This window comes from Vibrio sp. Isolate25 (assembly GCF_022398025.1).
Lineage (GTDB): Bacteria > Pseudomonadota > Gammaproteobacteria > Enterobacterales > Vibrionaceae > Vibrio > Vibrio coralliilyticus_A.
The window spans coordinates 181,306-197,687 of record NZ_JAKEUT010000003.1 but is presented as its reverse complement, the minus strand read 5'-3'; the positions used below and the strand labels follow the sequence as shown (position 1 = coordinate 197,687).

General features: G+C 48.2%; 19 protein-coding genes. 11 read left to right on the top strand and 8 right to left on the bottom strand.

Annotation, left to right across the window (positions count from 1 at the left end):
- Positions 1–7 precede the first annotated feature (7 nt).
- The 8 genes from rsxD to flgA all read right to left on the bottom strand — a co-directional run bounded on the left by rsxD (position 8) and on the right by flgA (position 7,308).
- Positions 8–1,054, bottom strand: coding sequence for an electron transport complex subunit RsxD (gene rsxD / locus L1D15_RS10610; protein WP_239875572.1), 1,047 nt, complete (start codon positions 1,052–1,054; stop codon positions 8–10).
- Complete coding sequence (gene rsxC / locus L1D15_RS10605; protein ID WP_239875571.1) at positions 1,054–3,486, bottom strand: electron transport complex subunit RsxC; 2,433 nt, start codon at positions 3,484–3,486, stop codon at positions 1,054–1,056. Before rsxC ends, rsxD begins: the two co-directional genes overlap by 1 nt.
- Before the next feature lie 8 nt (positions 3,487–3,494).
- Positions 3,495–4,079, bottom strand: a complete 585-nt coding sequence (gene rsxB, locus L1D15_RS10600) for an electron transport complex subunit RsxB (protein WP_239865472.1) — start codon at positions 4,077–4,079, stop codon at positions 3,495–3,497.
- On the bottom strand, positions 4,079–4,660 hold the full coding sequence (gene rsxA, locus L1D15_RS10595; protein WP_006963066.1) for an electron transport complex subunit RsxA: 582 nt from the start codon (positions 4,658–4,660) through the stop codon (positions 4,079–4,081). The genes rsxB and rsxA overlap by 1 nt, the downstream gene beginning before the upstream one ends.
- A 267-nt stretch (positions 4,661–4,927) precedes the next feature.
- Positions 4,928–5,620: a lytic transglycosylase domain-containing protein gene (locus L1D15_RS10590; protein ID WP_239875569.1), complete on the bottom strand. Its 693-nt coding sequence runs from the start codon at positions 5,618–5,620 to the stop codon at positions 4,928–4,930.
- Entirely contained in the window at positions 5,617–6,060 is a 444-nt protein-coding gene (locus L1D15_RS10585) for a flagellar protein FlgN (RefSeq protein WP_239875568.1), read from the bottom strand. Before L1D15_RS10585 ends, L1D15_RS10590 begins: the two co-directional genes overlap by 4 nt.
- An 18-nt stretch (positions 6,061–6,078) precedes the next feature.
- A complete protein-coding gene (flgM, locus tag L1D15_RS10580; RefSeq protein WP_239875566.1) occupies positions 6,079–6,360 on the bottom strand; it encodes a flagellar biosynthesis anti-sigma factor FlgM in 282 nt (93 codons plus the stop codon).
- Between the two features lie 150 nt (positions 6,361–6,510).
- Positions 6,511–7,308: a flagellar basal body P-ring formation chaperone FlgA gene (gene flgA, locus L1D15_RS10575; protein ID WP_239875564.1), complete on the bottom strand. Its 798-nt coding sequence runs from the start codon at positions 7,306–7,308 to the stop codon at positions 6,511–6,513.
- A 78-nt stretch (positions 7,309–7,386) separates the two neighbouring features.
- Between flgA and flgB the strand changes: the two genes are divergently transcribed.
- The 11 genes from flgB (at position 7,387) to flgL (ending at position 16,379) form a co-directional block, all read left to right on the top strand.
- On the top strand, positions 7,387–7,749 hold the full coding sequence (flgB, locus tag L1D15_RS10570) for a flagellar basal body rod protein FlgB (RefSeq protein WP_239838125.1): 363 nt from the start codon (positions 7,387–7,389) through the stop codon (positions 7,747–7,749).
- Between the two features lie 2 nt (positions 7,750–7,751).
- Positions 7,752–8,186 carry a flagellar basal body rod protein FlgC gene (gene flgC / locus L1D15_RS10565; RefSeq protein ID WP_239838126.1) on the top strand — a complete coding sequence of 145 codons (435 nt, stop codon included), beginning with the start codon at positions 7,752–7,754 and terminating at the stop codon, positions 8,184–8,186.
- Positions 8,186–8,866, top strand: coding sequence for a flagellar hook assembly protein FlgD (flgD, locus tag L1D15_RS10560; RefSeq protein ID WP_239875562.1), 681 nt, complete (start codon positions 8,186–8,188; stop codon positions 8,864–8,866). The genes flgC and flgD overlap by 1 nt, the downstream gene beginning before the upstream one ends.
- A gap of 26 nt (positions 8,867–8,892) precedes the next feature.
- Positions 8,893–10,089 carry a flagellar hook protein FlgE gene (flgE, locus tag L1D15_RS10555; RefSeq protein WP_239875561.1) on the top strand — a complete coding sequence of 399 codons (1,197 nt, stop codon included), beginning with the start codon at positions 8,893–8,895 and terminating at the stop codon, positions 10,087–10,089.
- A gap of 11 nt (positions 10,090–10,100) precedes the next feature.
- On the top strand, positions 10,101–10,832 hold the full coding sequence (locus tag L1D15_RS10550; protein ID WP_239875560.1) for a flagellar basal body rod protein FlgF: 732 nt from the start codon (positions 10,101–10,103) through the stop codon (positions 10,830–10,832).
- A gap of 21 nt (positions 10,833–10,853) precedes the next feature.
- Entirely contained in the window at positions 10,854–11,639 is a 786-nt protein-coding gene (gene flgG / locus L1D15_RS10545) for a flagellar basal-body rod protein FlgG (protein WP_239838130.1), read from the top strand.
- A gap of 25 nt (positions 11,640–11,664) precedes the next feature.
- Positions 11,665–12,336, top strand: a complete 672-nt coding sequence (flgH, locus tag L1D15_RS10540; RefSeq protein WP_239838131.1) for a flagellar basal body L-ring protein FlgH — start codon at positions 11,665–11,667, stop codon at positions 12,334–12,336.
- Between the two features lie 104 nt (positions 12,337–12,440).
- Positions 12,441–13,538 (top strand): flagellar basal body P-ring protein FlgI, encoded by a 1,098-nt coding sequence (locus L1D15_RS10535; protein ID WP_275658366.1) that lies wholly within the window; start codon positions 12,441–12,443, stop codon positions 13,536–13,538.
- A 9-nt stretch (positions 13,539–13,547) separates the two neighbouring features.
- On the top strand, positions 13,548–14,093 hold the full coding sequence (locus L1D15_RS10530) for a rod-binding protein (RefSeq protein WP_239838132.1): 546 nt from the start codon (positions 13,548–13,550) through the stop codon (positions 14,091–14,093).
- The gene (gene flgK / locus L1D15_RS10525; RefSeq protein WP_239875559.1) at positions 14,094–15,467 is read left to right on the top strand and encodes a flagellar hook-associated protein FlgK; all 1,374 of its coding nucleotides are present in this window, start codon (positions 14,094–14,096) and stop codon (positions 15,465–15,467) included.
- A 15-nt stretch (positions 15,468–15,482) separates the two neighbouring features.
- A complete protein-coding gene (gene flgL / locus L1D15_RS10520) occupies positions 15,483–16,379 on the top strand; it encodes a flagellar hook-associated protein FlgL (protein ID WP_239865509.1) in 897 nt (298 codons plus the stop codon).
- Positions 16,380–16,382 lie beyond the last annotated feature (3 nt).

Here is a 16,382-nt window from a genome sequence, read left to right as displayed (position 1 = left end):
TTGCTCCTTAGTGCCCGTACGTTCTAGGTTTGGTGTAGTAATCGATCAAAGGCACACACATGTTACCAAGCAGCACAGCGAAAGCGACGCCATCAGGGAAACCGCCCCAACTACGGATGATGAAAACCATTGCGCCAATAAAAGCTCCGAAAATCAGCCTACCTTTCACCGTGGTGGATGCAGAGACAGGATCGGTGGCAATAAAAAAGGCACCCAGCATGGTAGCACCTGATAGCAAGTGGAGTAGTGGGGATGCTGTCTCTGCTGGAGTAACGATAGCAAATAGGCCGCTCATTACTGTCAAACCGACAAGGAAGCTAACAGGGATGTGCCAGTTAATGACTTTCAATTTGATAAGTACCAGTCCACCTGCGAGATAAGCCAGATTCACCCATTCCCAACCAATACCGGCTAAACCACTGAACTGAGGCTGGCGGAGAACTTCCGCAGCAGTGTTACCTGTACGCAATGCCGTTTTGAACGCGTCTAGTGGCGTGGCCATGGTGACGCCATCAACACCTGTTCGGATCTGCTGGAGTGATAGGCCATCAAGGTTAAATCCTGCAAAAATCAGCGAAAAAGCATCACCGAAAGATACAGCTGTCGGTTGAAGTTCCATCGGTGAAATCCAACTGGTCATCTGTACTGGGAAAGAGGTCAAGAGTACAACGTAAGCGACCATTGCTGGGTTAAACAGGTTCTGCCCAATACCGCCATAGAGGTGTTTAGCAATCAAAATAGCGAAAATTAAGCCAATAGTAATTAGCCACCAAGGGGATAGAGGAGGAATAGCCACAGCAAGCAACCAAGCCGTAACAATTGCGCTATTATCCCGTAAAGCGGACATAGGATGACGCTTGCGAACCAACATGACACCAGCTTCAAGCAAAAGCCCAAGAATGATGGCAAAGCCAAGTTGAATTAACGTTCCCCAACCAAAAAAGTAAGTTTGAGCAAATAATCCGGGTAAAGCACATAGTGCCACCCATTTCATTAAGTTGGGTGTGCTCCTGCGACTATGAGCGTGGGGTGAGCTGGCAATGAAAAAGGCCACTACTCGTTCTCCTCAAATTTATTGTTCTGTTCGCGTTCAGCCTTGCGTGCTTTGGCGCGTGCGATAGCGGCCGCGACGGCGGCTTTCTTTGGATCCTCTTCGGAAGCTTGAGCGTTTTCCGGTTCAGCGGTGACGGGTTCCGGCTTACCTTCCTGCTGCGCTTTGCGTGCTTTAGCTCGAGCAATAGCAGCAGCCACCGCAGCTTTCTTCGGGTCTTCTGCGGCTGCTTGGGTGTTTTCAGGCTCTGCCGTGACGAGTTCCGGTTTGCCTTCTTGCTGCGCTTTGCGTGCTTTAGCTCGAGCAATAGCAGCAGCCACCGCAGCCTTCTTTGGATCCTCTGCAGCCGCTTCGGTATTTTCTGGCTCGGCAGTGACGGATTCTGACTGACCTTCTTGCTGCGCTTTACGAGCTTTGGCACGAGCAATAGCAGCAGCCACCGCAGCTTTCTTCGGGTCTTCTGCGGCTGCTTGGGTGTTTTCAGGCTCTGCCGTGACGGGTTCCGGTTTGCCTTCTTGCTGCGCTTTGCGTTCTTTGGCACGAGCAATAGCGGCAGCCACCGCAGCTTTCTTCGGGTCTTCTGCGGCTGCTTCGGTGTTTTCTGGCTCTGCGGTGACGGGTTCCGGTTTGCCTTCTTGCTGCGCTTTACGTGCTTTAGCACGAGCAATAGCAGCTGCAACCGCATCTTTCTTATCATCGGATGAAGTGGCTGGCGTGGCATCTTGATTCTTCTGAGCTTTTTTCTCTCTTGCCTGACGTTTGCGCTCTTCACGCAATTTTGCCATTTCTGAGTTGTCTGGTTCCGTGTCGCCTGCTTGCATTGCAGCCGCTTGCTTGGCTTTTGCTTTAGCGATTGCGGCAGCTACTGCAGGTTTCACTGCAGGCTCATCCGACTTCGATTCAGATTTCTGCGCTTTTACACGCGCAATGGCAGCAGCAATAGCATCATCGCCACCGGTTTTCTTCATATCTTTGCGACGATCATCGGCCGCTTTCTTAAATCGATTTTCGCGTTCTGCTTTATCACGTTCAAGTCGCGCTTTTTTCTCTTCAAAGCGGATTTTAGCGCGTTCAGCGGCTTCGGACTCTTCTTTACGAGTACGTATTTCGGCTTTGGCTTGGCGGTAGTATTGCACCAGTGGGATTTCACTTGGGCAAACAAAGGCACAGGCACCACATTCGATACAATCTTTAAGGTTGAGCTCTTCGCATTTGTCGTATTCCTCTGCTTTTGCGTGCCATTGAAGCTGCTGAGGTAGTAGAGATGCCGGGCAGGCCTCAGCACATTGGCCACAGCGAATACAGGCCATTTCGTACTGATTTGGTGAGATTTCTCTACGAGTTGGGGCGAGAATACAGTTAGCCGTTTTGGTTATAGGCACGTTGGCATGCGGAAGCGTAAAGCCCATCATCGGACCGCCCATGATTAGGCGCGGCAGTTTTTTATCGGCTTTGTAGCCAAATTCATCAAGCAGCGATTGTACAGGGGTCCCGATCAATGCTTTGACATTACGTGGTTGCTTAAACGTGTTCCCCGTCAGGGTAACAATACGCTCTATCAGCGGTTCGCCGTCACACACAGCACGCTTGATGGCCTGCAGTGAACCGACATTTTGCACTAGTAGACCAATATCAGCCGGAATGTTATTCGCCGGTACTTCTTTGTTAGTCAGAATTTTTATCAGTTGCTTCTCGCCACCTGATGGGTATTTAGTGGGAATGACGCGAATGATGATGTCTTTGTGCTGTGCGGCTTGTTCTAAAGCTTTGATGGCTTGAGGTTTGTTATCCTCAATGCCGATAATAGTCAGCTTAGGCTTTAAGATATGTTCAACAATCTCGATGCCCTTGATGATTTCATCAGCATTTTCTTGCATCAACATGTCATCAGCGGTGATGTAAGGTTCACATTCGGCCGCATTAACAATCAGGATTTCAGTACGAGCGAGTCCTGCTTGGATCTTCTTTGCGGTTGGAAAGCCAGCACCGCCCATACCGGATACGCCAGCTTGACGAATAATCTCAATCAATTCGTCCGGTGTCGATTGGGTAAAGTCGTTCTGGGTTTTACGTTCAATCCAGCGATCTTCGCCATCTGGAGAAATGACGATACAAGTTTCAGCTAGACCGGATGGATGCGCGGTGGTGCGAGGTTCAATCGCGGTAATTTTACCTGATGTTGGTGCATGAACCGGTAGCATGAAGCTAGTATCGTACTTGGTCAGCGGCTGACCTTTGAGTACCTGCTCGCCAACTTCTACGGTGATCGAGCCCGGTTTACCAATGTGCTGCTTTACGGGCAGAACGATTTCTTGTGGAATACTTGCCCTAGCAACCTGACTCTTGGTGGATTGTTTTTTGTTTTCCGCTGGGTGGACACCCCCAGGAAAATCCCAAAGTGCGCCTGACTTAATTTGTTCGATGAGTGACAGCATACCAGTCCTTAATTCACGCCATTCTGCGGCTTGGCAGAATCGGTAATATCAACAACAGGAATGGCGTCCAGTTGCCACTTCCAGCTCGCTGTAGTGGTTTCTACAGGAATCATTTCAATACAGTCCGTTGGGCAAGGTGCGACACACAGGTCACAACCGGTGCATTCGTCTTTGATCACCGTATGAAGGGCTTTTGTACCGCCAACTATCGCATCAACCGGACAAGCCTGAATACACTTAGTGCAACCAATGCACATGTCCTCGTGAATAAATGCGACGGTTTTGACATTATTATCCAGATCGTGAGCCGAATCTGTTGCTTCAACGCCCATAAGGTCAGCCAGCTTTTCGATGGTGGCCTGACCGCCCGGGGGACATTTGTTGATCTCGTCGCCATTGGCAATTGCTTCTGCATAAGGGCGACACCCAGGGTAGCCACACTGGCCACACTGAGTCTGAGGTAAAATGTTATCAATCTGGTCAACAATCGGATCCGCTTCCACTTTAAAGCGGATCGAGGCAAAGCCTAATATGGCGCCAAATAGGGCAGCGAGTGCTGCTAGGGCCAATACAGCAATAAGAATCGCGCTCATTACAATTTCACCAGTCCAGTAAAGCCCATGAAGGCTAGCGACATCAGGCCGGCGGTGATCATTGCGATCGATGCCCCTTTGAATGGCGCAGGCACATCTGCCGCTGCGATACGCTCACGCATGGATGCAAAGAGGATTAGCACCAGTGAGAAACCGACCGCTGCACCAAATCCATAAATAATGGATTCGATGAAATTGTGGTTTTCGTTGATATTAAGTAGGGCGACCCCTAGTACTGCACAGTTGGTTGTGATCAGCGGTAGGAAAATCCCTAGCAGACGGTAGAGTGTTGGGCTGGTTTTATGCACCACCATTTCGGTGAACTGAACCACCACGGCGATTACCAAAATAAAGCTCATGGTACGCAAATATTCTAGCCCCAAAGGCTCTAGGATATAGCTTTCAACAAGATACGAGCACACTGAAGCTAAGGTTAGGACAAACGTAGTTGCCAACCCCATTCCGATTGCGGTTTCCAGTTTCTTGGAAACACCCATAAATGGACATAAGCCCAAAAACTTTACCAGTACAAAGTTGTTGACCAGCACTGTGCCGACCAGCAACAAAAGATATTCGGTCATAATTATATATTTAAGAGAATCCGATCCCGATATTATCCTGCTTTGCTGAGTCAATAACAACCAAGTAAAGCTAGGGTTTTGTATTGTTGAATGAAAATTATACGGGATATTCTCGATCTCGGAGTAAATTCGTGCTTAAACCTGTAAAAACCGTCATAAAGTAGGGGGATTTTTAGAGCTCTTAGATATTAAAGTTAGCCTGTTAATAGCTTGAGAGAATAAAAAAGCAGACGGATTTAATAAACTGTCAGATGAAGCTCTGAGTATTTACAAAGTGATGAGTGGTGGCAGAGGAGAAAGATCGATAAGCGGTGATCGGCTTAACTCTCCAAATAAAAACAGTGAATTAGGCTGCTGGCCTAATAGTTTTTCTAGCGGAATCAAGCTGCGCAGGGCATAAAATCGATGCACATATTGCGTTGTTTCCAAAGGAAGAGCGAGTGTTGAGAATTGTCTGCTGCCAGCTTGTTTTATAGCCCTGGATACTCGGCCTTCGCCCGCATTGTAGGCGGCAAGGGTGAGTGCCAAATCATCAAACTTATTGTGCAAAAACGCCAAATATTCAATAGCTGCCTTCGTACTGGTTTGAATGTCAAATCGTTGATCTTGGCTGGCATCAACTTTAAGGCCGAAACGCTGTGCTGTGGCTGGCATAAGTTGCCATAACCCTGCTGCATTGGCGTGAGAAATAGCGCTAGGATCATAGGAGGACTCAAGCATGGGCAGCAATATGAGTTGTAGTGGCAAAGAGTGTGATGACAACTGCTGAGCGATATCCTGTATTAGAGGTCGATTAACTGTTAAACGTTGCTCGATGTGTTTTTTATAGGGAGTCAGAATTGCCAATTCTTGCTCAAATTCAGTAGGTAAAGGTGAGGCCTTGAGAGGGTATACAGTACAAAGATAAACCGACAAGAGCTTGCCCAATGCCCCTTTCCAACCACTGCGAACATTGATCATCTCAACGATGGCTGCTCTTCATAGGTATCTTGGCTTGGCTGAGTGATCTGGGACATCAGCTCATGGAAGCTGGCAGAGCTTTGACCATTCTCTTGATTGAGAGCATGACAGTGTTTCACCAGAGATTCTAGCTCACGCCATTGTGCATGAACTTTATTTGATAACGACGGCGGTAATACAGAAAAAAGTTTGCTAATACCGGCTTGATCGCTAGTCAGCCGTAAAGCTTTCATGGCCTGGCTACGTTCACTGGCATGTTGATCAAGCTTTTTAAGCAATGGTTTTTGCTCGGCAAGATTTTGATTGAGCTTCGCTGCATCAAAAGACAGATACAGCGATTTTTGCTCTTGCAACAGTGTCGCTAATTGGCGATACGACTTGATGTCATCGCCTATGGAGGCGAGAAAACGCTGAATCACGCGAGAGGTTTCAGATGCCATATTGAACTCCAGCCTGCGTTACTCGTGACCAGTATGGAATTGAAGAACCGCTTGAGATAGCGCTTTGGTATCCAGTGCTAACTCTCCTTTTACCAGTGCATTACGGACTTGTTCCACCTTTTCCATATCTACGTTAGGCAGTGATTGCATTTCTGCCTGTGCTTTATCGATTGCAGCAGTATTGGTGTTGACCATGGCTTCTGAAATCGGTTGAGCAGTCGAAGATTGTGCGGGTTTCTTAGAAGCTTGGTTTAGGCTGGTTTGAGGTACGTGGCCGCCTGCAACTTTGTCGATTTTCATCAATGGGTTCCTTAGTCATCGTGGTTACAGGTTAAGTGCGACCATGATGCGCGAAACATTAAGTCAAAGTAATCACTTTTTTATATCTACCTGAAATGATTATCTCTTTACGAGTCATAAACAGCGAAAATGATAACCGGAGTCCAAAAATCAGAATTGGGTCTGTACCTGATTCAGTCCAGTGACCACCGCTTTAATGACTTTTCCTGAAGAACTGTTCTGAACATCAATTTGTTCACCACGCGTTCCTTGCTCAAGGGCGACACCTTTGGTGGATGCAGTAAATCCGTCTTTGGAGGCGGTTATCACCACTTGATTACCTTTCGCGACCAAAGGCGTGGACGCTAATTTTCTTGGATCTAATATCTGGCCTGAGCGTATGCGCCTAGAGGCAACCATGCCGGAGACTTGAGAGAGCTGGGTAAAGAAATCTTGCTCCCGACTCAGGGTTCTCTTTTCAAGCTTAAGGTTCATGGGTGAAATCGCTTGGTCTCGATTGATGCCTGTTTTGGTCACGACCATCTTGAGAGTCAGTGCTGATTTGATGGTGACATTGATTCGCCATTCCACGGAAGGTACATCGCAGCTAACAGACCGTTTTAGGTTACCGACAGGGAGTGTTTTGTTATCGATACCAGCAATACTTAGTGGTTTTGGGCACATAGGCAGGTGCTTGGCAGCATCAGGGACGCGAAGATCATAATCGAGTTGATAGTCTCCCCAGTTTCTGCTGTTGGCTTGAGCTTGGACCTGCTGTTTAAAGTGAGTTTCAACGGCCTGAATAATAGCCTGCTTGGCACTGGTATTTTCACGGCTTAATACGCCTTGGCTGGATAGCATGGCACTGATCAATGCTGCCCAATATAGAGGGGAAAGAATTCGGTTCCTCTGGCTTTTTAATACTTCCGTAATGCGGAAATGACATTTCCTTTCTTTTTTGTAAGTCATTGATTTTGTTTTGTTATTTTTGTGGCATGCATCTTGTCTTATTCATCCTTATTCGAGTCGACTTTAAAGGAAAGAGACATGGCAATTTCATTTGAAAGTGCGTTAGGTGTTCACCCTGATGCGCTGAATTTTCGGGTTCAGCGTACCAAAGTCCTTGCCAGTAACCTAGCAAATGTTGATACCCCGGGTTACTTGGCGAAGGACCTGAGTTTTACCACGGTAATGAATCAGTTATCACCTCATGGAGTGAACAACTCCGTGCCGAAACTGCAGGTCTCTTCTATGTACTCGATCCCTTATCAAAACAGCAAAGACGGCAATACGGTCGAGCTGGGGGTTGAACAAGGCAAATTCACACAAAACAACATGGACTTTCAGACCAGCCTGACCTTCTTGAATATGAAGTTTCAAGGACTGGCGAAAGTGATAGAGGGACGATAATCATGTCATTTACCGATATTTACTCGATTGCTGGCTCAGCAATGAATGCTCAGACAGTACGTTTAAACACGGTGGCGAGTAACCTTGCTAACGCAGATGCCGTCTCTGCCAATCCAGATGACGCCTACAAGGCGCTAAAACCTGTGTTCGCAACGGTGTACAGCAAAACTCAGTTGTCAGCGAGTAAAGAAAGTTACCCAAATGCTGAGGTGAGAATTGTTGATGTTGTCCAAAGTGCAGCTCAGGCGGAAAAACGCTTTGAGCCGAGTAACCCGCTGGCTAACGACGAGGGGTATGTTTACTACCCAGATATCGATGTGGTGTCTGAGATGGCAGATATGATGTCAGCCACCCGTAGCTTCGAGACTAATGTTGAAGTGCTGAGCAATGTAAAAAGTATGCAGCAAGGCCTGCTTAGACTAGGGCAGGGCAGCTAATGAGCATCGCTTCTTACAACGCTTTATCTTCTGATACACCAGTCGCTTCAGGGACAAATGCATCATCGGTGACAGGCAATCCACAGGATGCCAATAGTGCTACGTCTCTGGAAAACGAATTCATCAGCTTGATGGTCGCGCAGATCCAAAACCAGGATCCTCTCAACCCACTTGATGGCACTGAGTATGTCAGTCAATTGGCACAGTTCTCTCAGGTACAAAGTACAGAGAACATGGCTTCAATGATGCAAAACAGCATGGTTTTGCTCGATAACATGCAAGTTCTGTCTACGGCCGGGCTGGTAGGTCAGACGGTTTATGTGTCTGGCAATGAATTCGAAATGAGTGACGCGGTTCAAGGCGGAAAAATTGAACTTCAACACCCTTCAAGCCAAGTCAATTTGGTTGTCACAGATGAGTTTGGTCAATCGCGTAAAGTGCCTTTAGGCGCTCATCCCGCGGGAGATGTTGAATTCAGTATCAATCCTGAAGAGCTTGAGCTTAAACCTGGCAAGTACAAGGTATCGGTTCAGGTGCAGGAGGGGCAATCAGCTCCAAACATTCTTTTAGCCGGTCAGGTTGAGCAAGTTCGTATTCCAAGCTCAGGCGGCGCAGCGTTCGTCAACATCGCAGGTGTTGGCAGCGTACCTTTCTATCAAATCACTCAGTTTGGTGCTTAACCAATAAGGAATAAAGAGGTTTAGTTATGAGTTTTAATATTGCCCTAAGTGGCCTTGATGCGACTAACCAAGAGCTGAATACCATCAGCCACAATATTGCCAACGCATCGACTTACGGATTCAAGGGAGCACGTACTGAGTTTGCAGCTGTTTACAACGGTATGCAGCCAGGCGGCGTGGAGGTCGCTTCCATCTCCCAAAACTTTGATAAAAATGGTTCGGTGAGCGGAACGGGTCGTGCAATGGATCTGGCGATCAATGGCAATGGCTTCTTTGTGACCAAAGACAGCTCGGGGCAATTGCTTTACACCCGTTCAGGTGTATTTGGCACTGATAAAGACAATTACGTCATCGGTAACACGGGCGCTAAATTGCAAGGCTACAGCGTTGATGGAAACAACAACCTACTTACGGGAGCCACGGGCGATATTAAGATCTCGACGTCTTCATTGGCGGCTAAAGCGACTGACAAGATGGCGTTCATCGCCAACCTAGATGCAACCAATTCGATTGTTGACCAGACGGTGAACCCGTTTGACCCTAACAACACTGATTCATTCAACTCCTCTTACACGACAAAAGTTTACGACTCTCAAGGTAAGCCGCATACCGTTACTCAGTATTTCACCAAAACGGCGGATAACGCGTGGGAAGTGAATGTTCAGGTTGATAGCGGGGCAACGGCAGTGTCAACCGTTGCAATGACGTTCAACCCCGATGGCTCTATTGCGACACCATCAGGCGCTTATAACGTTTCGTTCCCAGCGGCGGGTGCGAACCCAATGAGCATCGATATTGACTTGTCAGGCAGCACTCAATTTGGCACAGGCTTTGGTGTCAGTACTAACAATCCGAATGGTTACACATCGGGTGAACTCGCGGGTGTTCGCGTAGAAGACAACGGCATGGTTTACGCCACATACACTAACGGTCAGTCCCAATTGCAGGGTCAAGTTGTGCTGGCGGATTTTGCTAACCCTCAAGGCCTCTCAAAAGTCAGCGGGACAGCCTGGACTCAAAGTTTCAGCTCAGGCGCGCCAGTAATGGGTGTTCCAGGTTCTGGCACTTTGGGTGATCTAACACCGGGAGCGCTAGAAGGTTCAAACGTCGATCTGACAAGCGAGTTGGTCAATCTGATGACAGCACAGCGCAACTATCAGGCGAATGCAAAAACCATTTCGACCAATGACAAACTGACTCAGGCGTTGTTTAACGCAATCTAACGGAGCCTGATATGGACAGTTTGCTATTCACTGCAACATCTGGCGCGAGTCGAGTACTCAAGGCTCAGCATGTTCGTTCAAACAACTTATCCAATGCGGATACCACTGGTTTTCGTGCTGACATGGAGCGTGTCTCGAGTGTTCAGCTTCAGGGATCAGGTTTTGATGGCCGTACTATGGTGGTGACCAATTCTGCGTCTACTCGTTTTGATGAAGGAGACATCGTTAAAACGGGGCGTGCATTGGACGTTGCCGTTATGGGGGAAGGCTATCTGACCGTTCAGACGGCTGATGGCCAAGAAGCCTATACCCGCGCAGGTAACATCAAAGTCGATCCTTTTGGCGCTTTATCTATTAATGGCTTCGCGGTTATCGGTGAAGGTGGCCCTTTGGTTCTGCCAGATTATCAGAAAGTTGAAATCAGCGAACGTGGTCGTATTTCTGTCGTCCCTCCGGGCGGTGGTGCTGAGCTTGAAGTAGGCACGTTGAAGTTGGTGAAGCCGGAAACCACTCAACTGCAGAAAGAGAGCGATAGCTTACTTCATAGCGTTGATGGCAACCCATTTGAGGTTGACCAAACTGTGCAGCTGGCGCCAGAGCATATCGAAGGCAGCAACGTATCAGCGATTGATGAGCTGCTGAATGTGATGTCGCTAACACGTAACTTTGAAATGCAGGTGCGGATGATGAAAACTGCAGAGACTTTGGCGCAAGCCGGTAACAAATTAATGTCGTCGCGCTAAGCGTGGCGCAAGGAGTAGAAAATGCACTCAGCATTATGGGTAAGTAAAACGGGCATGGCGGCTCAAGACACTAAAATGACGGCCATCTCTAACAACCTAGCAAACGTTAACACTGTCGGTTTTAAACGTGACCGAGTGGTGTTTGAAGACCTATTTTACAGCATTCAACGCCAGCCGGGAGCGCTGGTGGATCAGGTCAATGAGTTGCCATCAGGCGTTCAGTTGGGTAGCGGTGTGCGAGTGGTAGGCACACAGAAGGTGTTCACTCAAGGCAATACGCAAAACACCAGTCAAGAATTGGATCTTGCTGTGATGGGGCAGGGTTTTTTCCAAATCGAAAACTCTGATGGCCAGATCATGTACACCCGTAATGGCCAGTTTCACGTCAATTCGGAAGGCCTAATGGTCAATAGCCAAGGTCTGCCTTTGGAACCGCAAATCCAGATACCCGAGAACGCATTATCGGTTTCCATTGGTGTGGATGGTACGGTGTCGGCTACCTCAGCTGACAGCACTGCACCGCAAGAACTCGGTCAAATCACCTTAGCGAAATTCATCAACCCAGCCGGCCTTGAAGCCGTGGGCGGAAACTTATTCCGTGAAACGGAAGCCAGTGGTCAGGCGGATGAGCTGATCGCCGGAGAAGACGGTGTGGGCAGTATTAAACAAGGCTCTTTAGAAGGTTCAAACGTTCAAGTCGTGGAGGAAATGGTTGACATGATCACGACTCAGCGTGCTTACGAGATGAACGCCAAAGTCGTTTCGGCTGCGGATGACATGCTGAAGTTTGTCGCTCAGTCGGTGTAACGGTCAAGTAATAAAGGAACAGGGAATGAAGGCATTATTGAGAGTTTGGCCTCTGGTTGTCATTTTGCTTGCTGGGTGTGCGGGTCGACAGGAGTTTACCCCTCCTGAACCTGATGAAGAAAAATACGCACCGCCTACGCTGGACTATTCACTTCCAGCCGCGCAAAACGGCAGTCTTTATCGTCACCAATATTCCATGACCCTGTTTCAGGACAGGCGAGCGTATCGTGTCGGCGATATGCTCACAGTGGTCCTTTCCGAAGAAACGGAATCGAGCAAAAAAGCCGATACCAAGTATGGTAAAAACTCGAGCGTTGGCTTTGCTACGCCGAGTTTGGGTGGCAAAACTATCGATGAACTCGCTGCTAGTGTCGATGCTCAACGCGCTTTTGATGGTAGTGCATCCAGCTCACAGGGCAACAAATTAGAAGGGGCTATTACTGTGACGGTGCACGAAGTGTTACCTAATGGGGTATTGCGCATCAGTGGTGAAAAATGGATTCGCCTCAATCAGGGCGATGAGTTTATTCGCCTAACGGGTATTGTTCGTGTTGATGATATCAGTCGTAATAATCAGGTCTCTTCTGCACGCATCGGTGATGCGCGAATTACTTATTCAGGTCGAGGTACGCTGGCTGACAGTAATGCTGCTGGCTGGTTAAGCCAATTCTTCAACAGTCCTTGGATGCCGTTTTAATGAAACAGAAAATGACTATGTTTACCGCCGTTCTTAGCTCTCTTTCTCCCCGATTTAGCTCGGCGCATGAGAAGAGGGTTGCTAAGCAAAGAGATTTATTCTTGATGGGGATGCTGCTGGTGTTGTCACTAGGGACAGCGTTACCTGCTCAAGCTGAAGTTGAAATCCCTATCATGGACTTAGTTGATGTGCAGGGTATTCGTGAAAACCAATTGGTTGGTTACGGTCTAGTGGTTGGCCTAGACGGGCAGGGCGACCGCAATCAGGTCAAATTTACCGCGCAATCCATCACCAATATGTTGCGACAATTTGGTGTTCAAATCGACGACAGTACCAACCCTAAGTTGCGCAATGTTGCTTCAGTGAGCGTCACTGCAACCGTTGAACCGATGGCAGGTGCAGGGCAAACGCTGAATGTAGTGGTGTCTTCCATCGGTGATGCCAAGAGCTTGCGCGGCGGTACCTTACTGCTGACACCATTGCGCGGTATCGATGGTGAGGTGTATGCCGTTGCTCAGGGCAATGTCGTCGTGGGCGGCGTGTCTGCTGAAGGAAAAAGTGGCTCTAAAATCGTCATTAATACTCCGACTTCTGGTCGGATTCCCGGTGGTGCCACGCTGGAACGAGAAGTCCCCAATGACTTTTCAGAGCAAGATAACGTGGTACTGTACCTGAGAAAACCAAGCTTTACGACCGCTAAGAATATTGCACGTGAGATCAATAACATCTTTGGGCCAAAAGTCGCGGTTGCCAAAAACAATGTGCGCATTAGCGTCAAAGCGCCAAAAGACAGCCAGCAGCGTGTGGTCATGATGTCGATGCTGGAAGAAATCAGTGTGGCCGAAGGACGTAAGCCTGCGCGCATCGTTTTTAACTCTCGTACCGGTACCGTTGTGATAGGTAAGAGCGTCAAGGTCAGTGAAGCGGCGGTAAGCCATGGCAACTTAACGGTCACCATTGCTGAATCGCAACAGGTGAGCCAGCCAAACGCGTTTGCTGACGGTGAAACAAAAGTTGTCGACCAGTCGCTATTGGACGTCAGCGAAGAGCAAGCGCAAATGGTGATCTGGCCTCCGGGTACGGAGCTCAACACAATCGTTAGTGCGGTCAACAGCTTAGGGGCGACACCAACGGATTTGATGTCGATTCTACAAGCCTTGCATGAAGCAGGGGCATTGAATGCAGAGCTGGTAGTGATTTAAGGAGTCTTTATGAAACTTGACGGACTGAACGAACAGTCTTCTATGAACTCGGTGCTTTATCACGATAACAGTGCTCTGATGAACATAAAGAATAGTAACGAACAGGGAGCCGCTCTGGAGACAGTGGCGGGTCAGTTTGAAGCGATGTTTTTACAGTTGGTACTGCGGCAGATGCGCAGTAGTAGTGATGTATTGGCCGACGATGACAGCCCATTCTCCAGCCAGCAACAGGGTGTTTTTCGCGATATGTACGATGGCCAGCTGGCGATTGAAATGTCTAAGAAACAGCATTCTGGTATTTCAGAAATGTTGATTAAACAGCTCAGCCCTTCAATTTCAGAAGTGGCATTTTCAGCCAGTGAGTCAACCTTGCCAGCGAATGACACTCTTAGTGAGGTGGAAGCAAGCTCACACGCTGAAGCTTCCGTTGCGCCTAATTCTGCACCTGCACTTCATTCGAGCCAGGAGTCGGTCGCCTCAGTTAGACAAATGTTGGGCGAAGCAGGTGTGACAACGGCTTTCGCCCAACCATTGATTCGAAAAATGGAGCTGTAAATGAATCTCGTCAATATTGCCCTTTCTGGGCTTAACGCGAATCGCGTGGCCCTAGACGTCACCGCGCAAAACGTCTCCAACATTAATACACCGGGATACAGCCGGCAACAAGCTTTGATGGCATCGGTTGGTGGAACGAAACACGACAAGTTACACCCTGGGCTAGGGGTCGAAGTGACCAGTATTCGCCGAGTCACCGATGAGTATCTGGTGAAGCAAACTTGGGCGACAAACAGTCTTTCCGCTTACGCGACTCGCTACAGCAGCACTATGAGTCAACTGGAAAATACGCTCGGCGCTGACGGTTTTAGCCTTTCAGCTGGTTTGGATACGTTATTTTCAGCTCTGAATGATGCAACAGTAAAACCTGAATCGGTGCCTTATCGTCAGCAAATCATTAATGAATCCGAAGCCCTTGCGCGACGTTTTAACACCCTCACTGAGTCGCTCTCGCACCAACATAAAGATGTTAACGACCAACGTAATGCGGCCATTGCTCATGCTAACAGTTTGATGACTAATATTGCGGACGTGAACAAACAGATCGTTGAGATGCAAGGTACAGGGGGAAACCCAGCTCAACTAATGGATACCCGCGACACATTAATTGGAGAGTTGTCCCAAGTGGTAGAAGTGAAAACGACATCACAGGTTGATGGTAGTTTGCAGGTGACGCTTTCTTCTGGGCAACCACTGGTTATGGGTGGAGATGCCGCTGTGCTTAAAGCCGTTCCTGACCCAAGTGATCCATACCTTGCTGCTTTGCATGTTGAGTTTGGTACTCAGAGCTTTGCGGTGACGGATACGCCAGGCGGGCAGGTTGGCGCACTGACGGATTATCAGACGGAGGTGTTAAAGCCATACCGTACCGCGATTGACGATATGGCTCAGGCATTAGCCGATGAATTCAATTCTGTACTGGTTACTGGTCAAGATCTCAATGGTAATACGGGTAAGCCTTTGTTCAGTTACGACCCTGCTAATCCTGCTGCAAGCCTGACGATTACTGATTTGAAACCAGAGGAGCTTGCTTTGTCTGGTGACGGTAATCCTGGCAATGCGGATGTACTGGACAGCTTAATTGCTGTCAGTAACAAAGCCGTGTCAATTAGTGGTTTTGGCTCAGTAACATTGAACGATGCATTTGCTGCAATGGTAGGTGAAACAGCAATCAAAGCACGTCAGGCTGATGCGGATTATCAGGCTAAGTTGGCAATGAGTGAACAGGCCGTTGCCGCTCGTGACAACGTCAGTGCCGTAAATAGTGATGAGGAAGCGGCCAATTTAATGACGTTTGCCAACGTTCACAACGCCAATATGAAAGTGATCAGTACAGCGAATCAGCTGTTCGATTCAGTACTTCAGTTATTCTAAATATAGGAAAGACAGATGAGAATTAGTGATACTCAATTCAGTCAGATGATGCTGCAAAGTTTGCAAATTAATAACGCTGGGCTTGGGCAAGTGATGCAGCAAATGTCTACCGGTGAACGTCTGACCAAACTGTCCGACGACCCAATGGCGTCTGTTCAATTACTAAATTTAGAGCGTGAAGGCTCGGCGATCACTCAGTACAAGACTAATATTTCCAATGTGAAGACCGCATTATCCAATCAGGAAGTGCAGCTCGACTCCGTGAATGAAAGTCTAAAGATGATGAATGAGCGTGTGCTATGGGGAGCGAACGGGACGTTAACAAGCAGTGAACGTATTGGCATCATCAGCGAATTGGAAAGTCTACGTTCTTCTGTCGTTTCCGCGTTCAATGCTCAGGATGAAGAAGGCCGTTACTTGTTCTCCGGAACTAAAACAGATACGGCGGCTTTGTCCAACGCGAGTGGTAGCTACGTAATCCAAGGCAACAGTGATAAGCGGGTTGTGACAGTAGCGAAAGGCGTGACGATGGAATCCAATATGACCGCACAGGAAATTCTGGATCTAGGTGGCAATAACGTTCTTAACGATCTTGATGCCTTGATTGCAGAGTTCCAGTCACCCACTCCAGCTTTTCGAACTACGGTTGAATCGACGCTCAGCTCTATCGAAGCAACATCCAGCAACGTGTTAGCTGCGATGACTGAAATGGGTGGTCGTCACAACAACCTAGATTTGATGGATAGTGCTCACGGTGAAAATAAATTGTTTGTTGATAAGGTCAGCAGCGACCTCTCCGCGCTAGATTATGGTGAAGCTTCAGTTCGTTTGAGTAACTACATGGCCGCATTGCAAGCGACTCAAGCTAGCTACGTTAAGATTAACGATCTCAACTTATTCGACCGCATTTGATAA

Excerpts from the sequence above, each read along its gene's own strand:
- rsxC (WP_239875571.1), bottom strand. The coding sequence starts at position 3,486 with ATGCTGTCACTCATCGAACAAATTAAGTCAGGCGCACTTTGGGATTTT.
- rsxB (WP_239865472.1), bottom strand. The coding sequence starts at position 4,079 with ATGAGCGCGATTCTTATTGCTGTATTGGCCCTAGCAGCACTCGCTGCC.
- rsxA (WP_006963066.1), bottom strand. The coding sequence starts at position 4,660 with ATGACCGAATATCTTTTGTTGCTGGTCGGCACAGTGCTGGTCAACAAC.
- L1D15_RS10590 (WP_239875569.1), bottom strand. The coding sequence starts at position 5,620 with ATGATCAATGTTCGCAGTGGTTGGAAAGGGGCATTGGGCAAGCTCTTG.
- L1D15_RS10585 (WP_239875568.1), bottom strand. The coding sequence starts at position 6,060 with ATGGCATCTGAAACCTCTCGCGTGATTCAGCGTTTTCTCGCCTCCATA.
- flgM (WP_239875566.1), bottom strand. The coding sequence starts at position 6,360 with ATGAAAATCGACAAAGTTGCAGGCGGCCACGTACCTCAAACCAGCCTA.
- flgA (WP_239875564.1), bottom strand. The coding sequence starts at position 7,308 with ATGACTTACAAAAAAGAAAGGAAATGTCATTTCCGCATTACGGAAGTA.
- flgB (WP_239838125.1), top strand. The coding sequence starts at position 7,387 with ATGGCAATTTCATTTGAAAGTGCGTTAGGTGTTCACCCTGATGCGCTG.
- flgC (WP_239838126.1), top strand. The coding sequence starts at position 7,752 with ATGTCATTTACCGATATTTACTCGATTGCTGGCTCAGCAATGAATGCT.
- flgD (WP_239875562.1), top strand. The coding sequence starts at position 8,186 with ATGAGCATCGCTTCTTACAACGCTTTATCTTCTGATACACCAGTCGCT.
- flgE (WP_239875561.1), top strand. The coding sequence starts at position 8,893 with ATGAGTTTTAATATTGCCCTAAGTGGCCTTGATGCGACTAACCAAGAG.
- L1D15_RS10550 (WP_239875560.1), top strand. The coding sequence starts at position 10,101 with ATGGACAGTTTGCTATTCACTGCAACATCTGGCGCGAGTCGAGTACTC.
- flgG (WP_239838130.1), top strand. The coding sequence starts at position 10,854 with ATGCACTCAGCATTATGGGTAAGTAAAACGGGCATGGCGGCTCAAGAC.
- flgH (WP_239838131.1), top strand. The coding sequence starts at position 11,665 with ATGAAGGCATTATTGAGAGTTTGGCCTCTGGTTGTCATTTTGCTTGCT.
- L1D15_RS10535 (WP_275658366.1), top strand. The coding sequence starts at position 12,441 with ATGGGGATGCTGCTGGTGTTGTCACTAGGGACAGCGTTACCTGCTCAA.
- L1D15_RS10530 (WP_239838132.1), top strand. The coding sequence starts at position 13,548 with ATGAAACTTGACGGACTGAACGAACAGTCTTCTATGAACTCGGTGCTT.
- flgK (WP_239875559.1), top strand. The coding sequence starts at position 14,094 with ATGAATCTCGTCAATATTGCCCTTTCTGGGCTTAACGCGAATCGCGTG.
- flgL (WP_239865509.1), top strand. The coding sequence starts at position 15,483 with ATGAGAATTAGTGATACTCAATTCAGTCAGATGATGCTGCAAAGTTTG.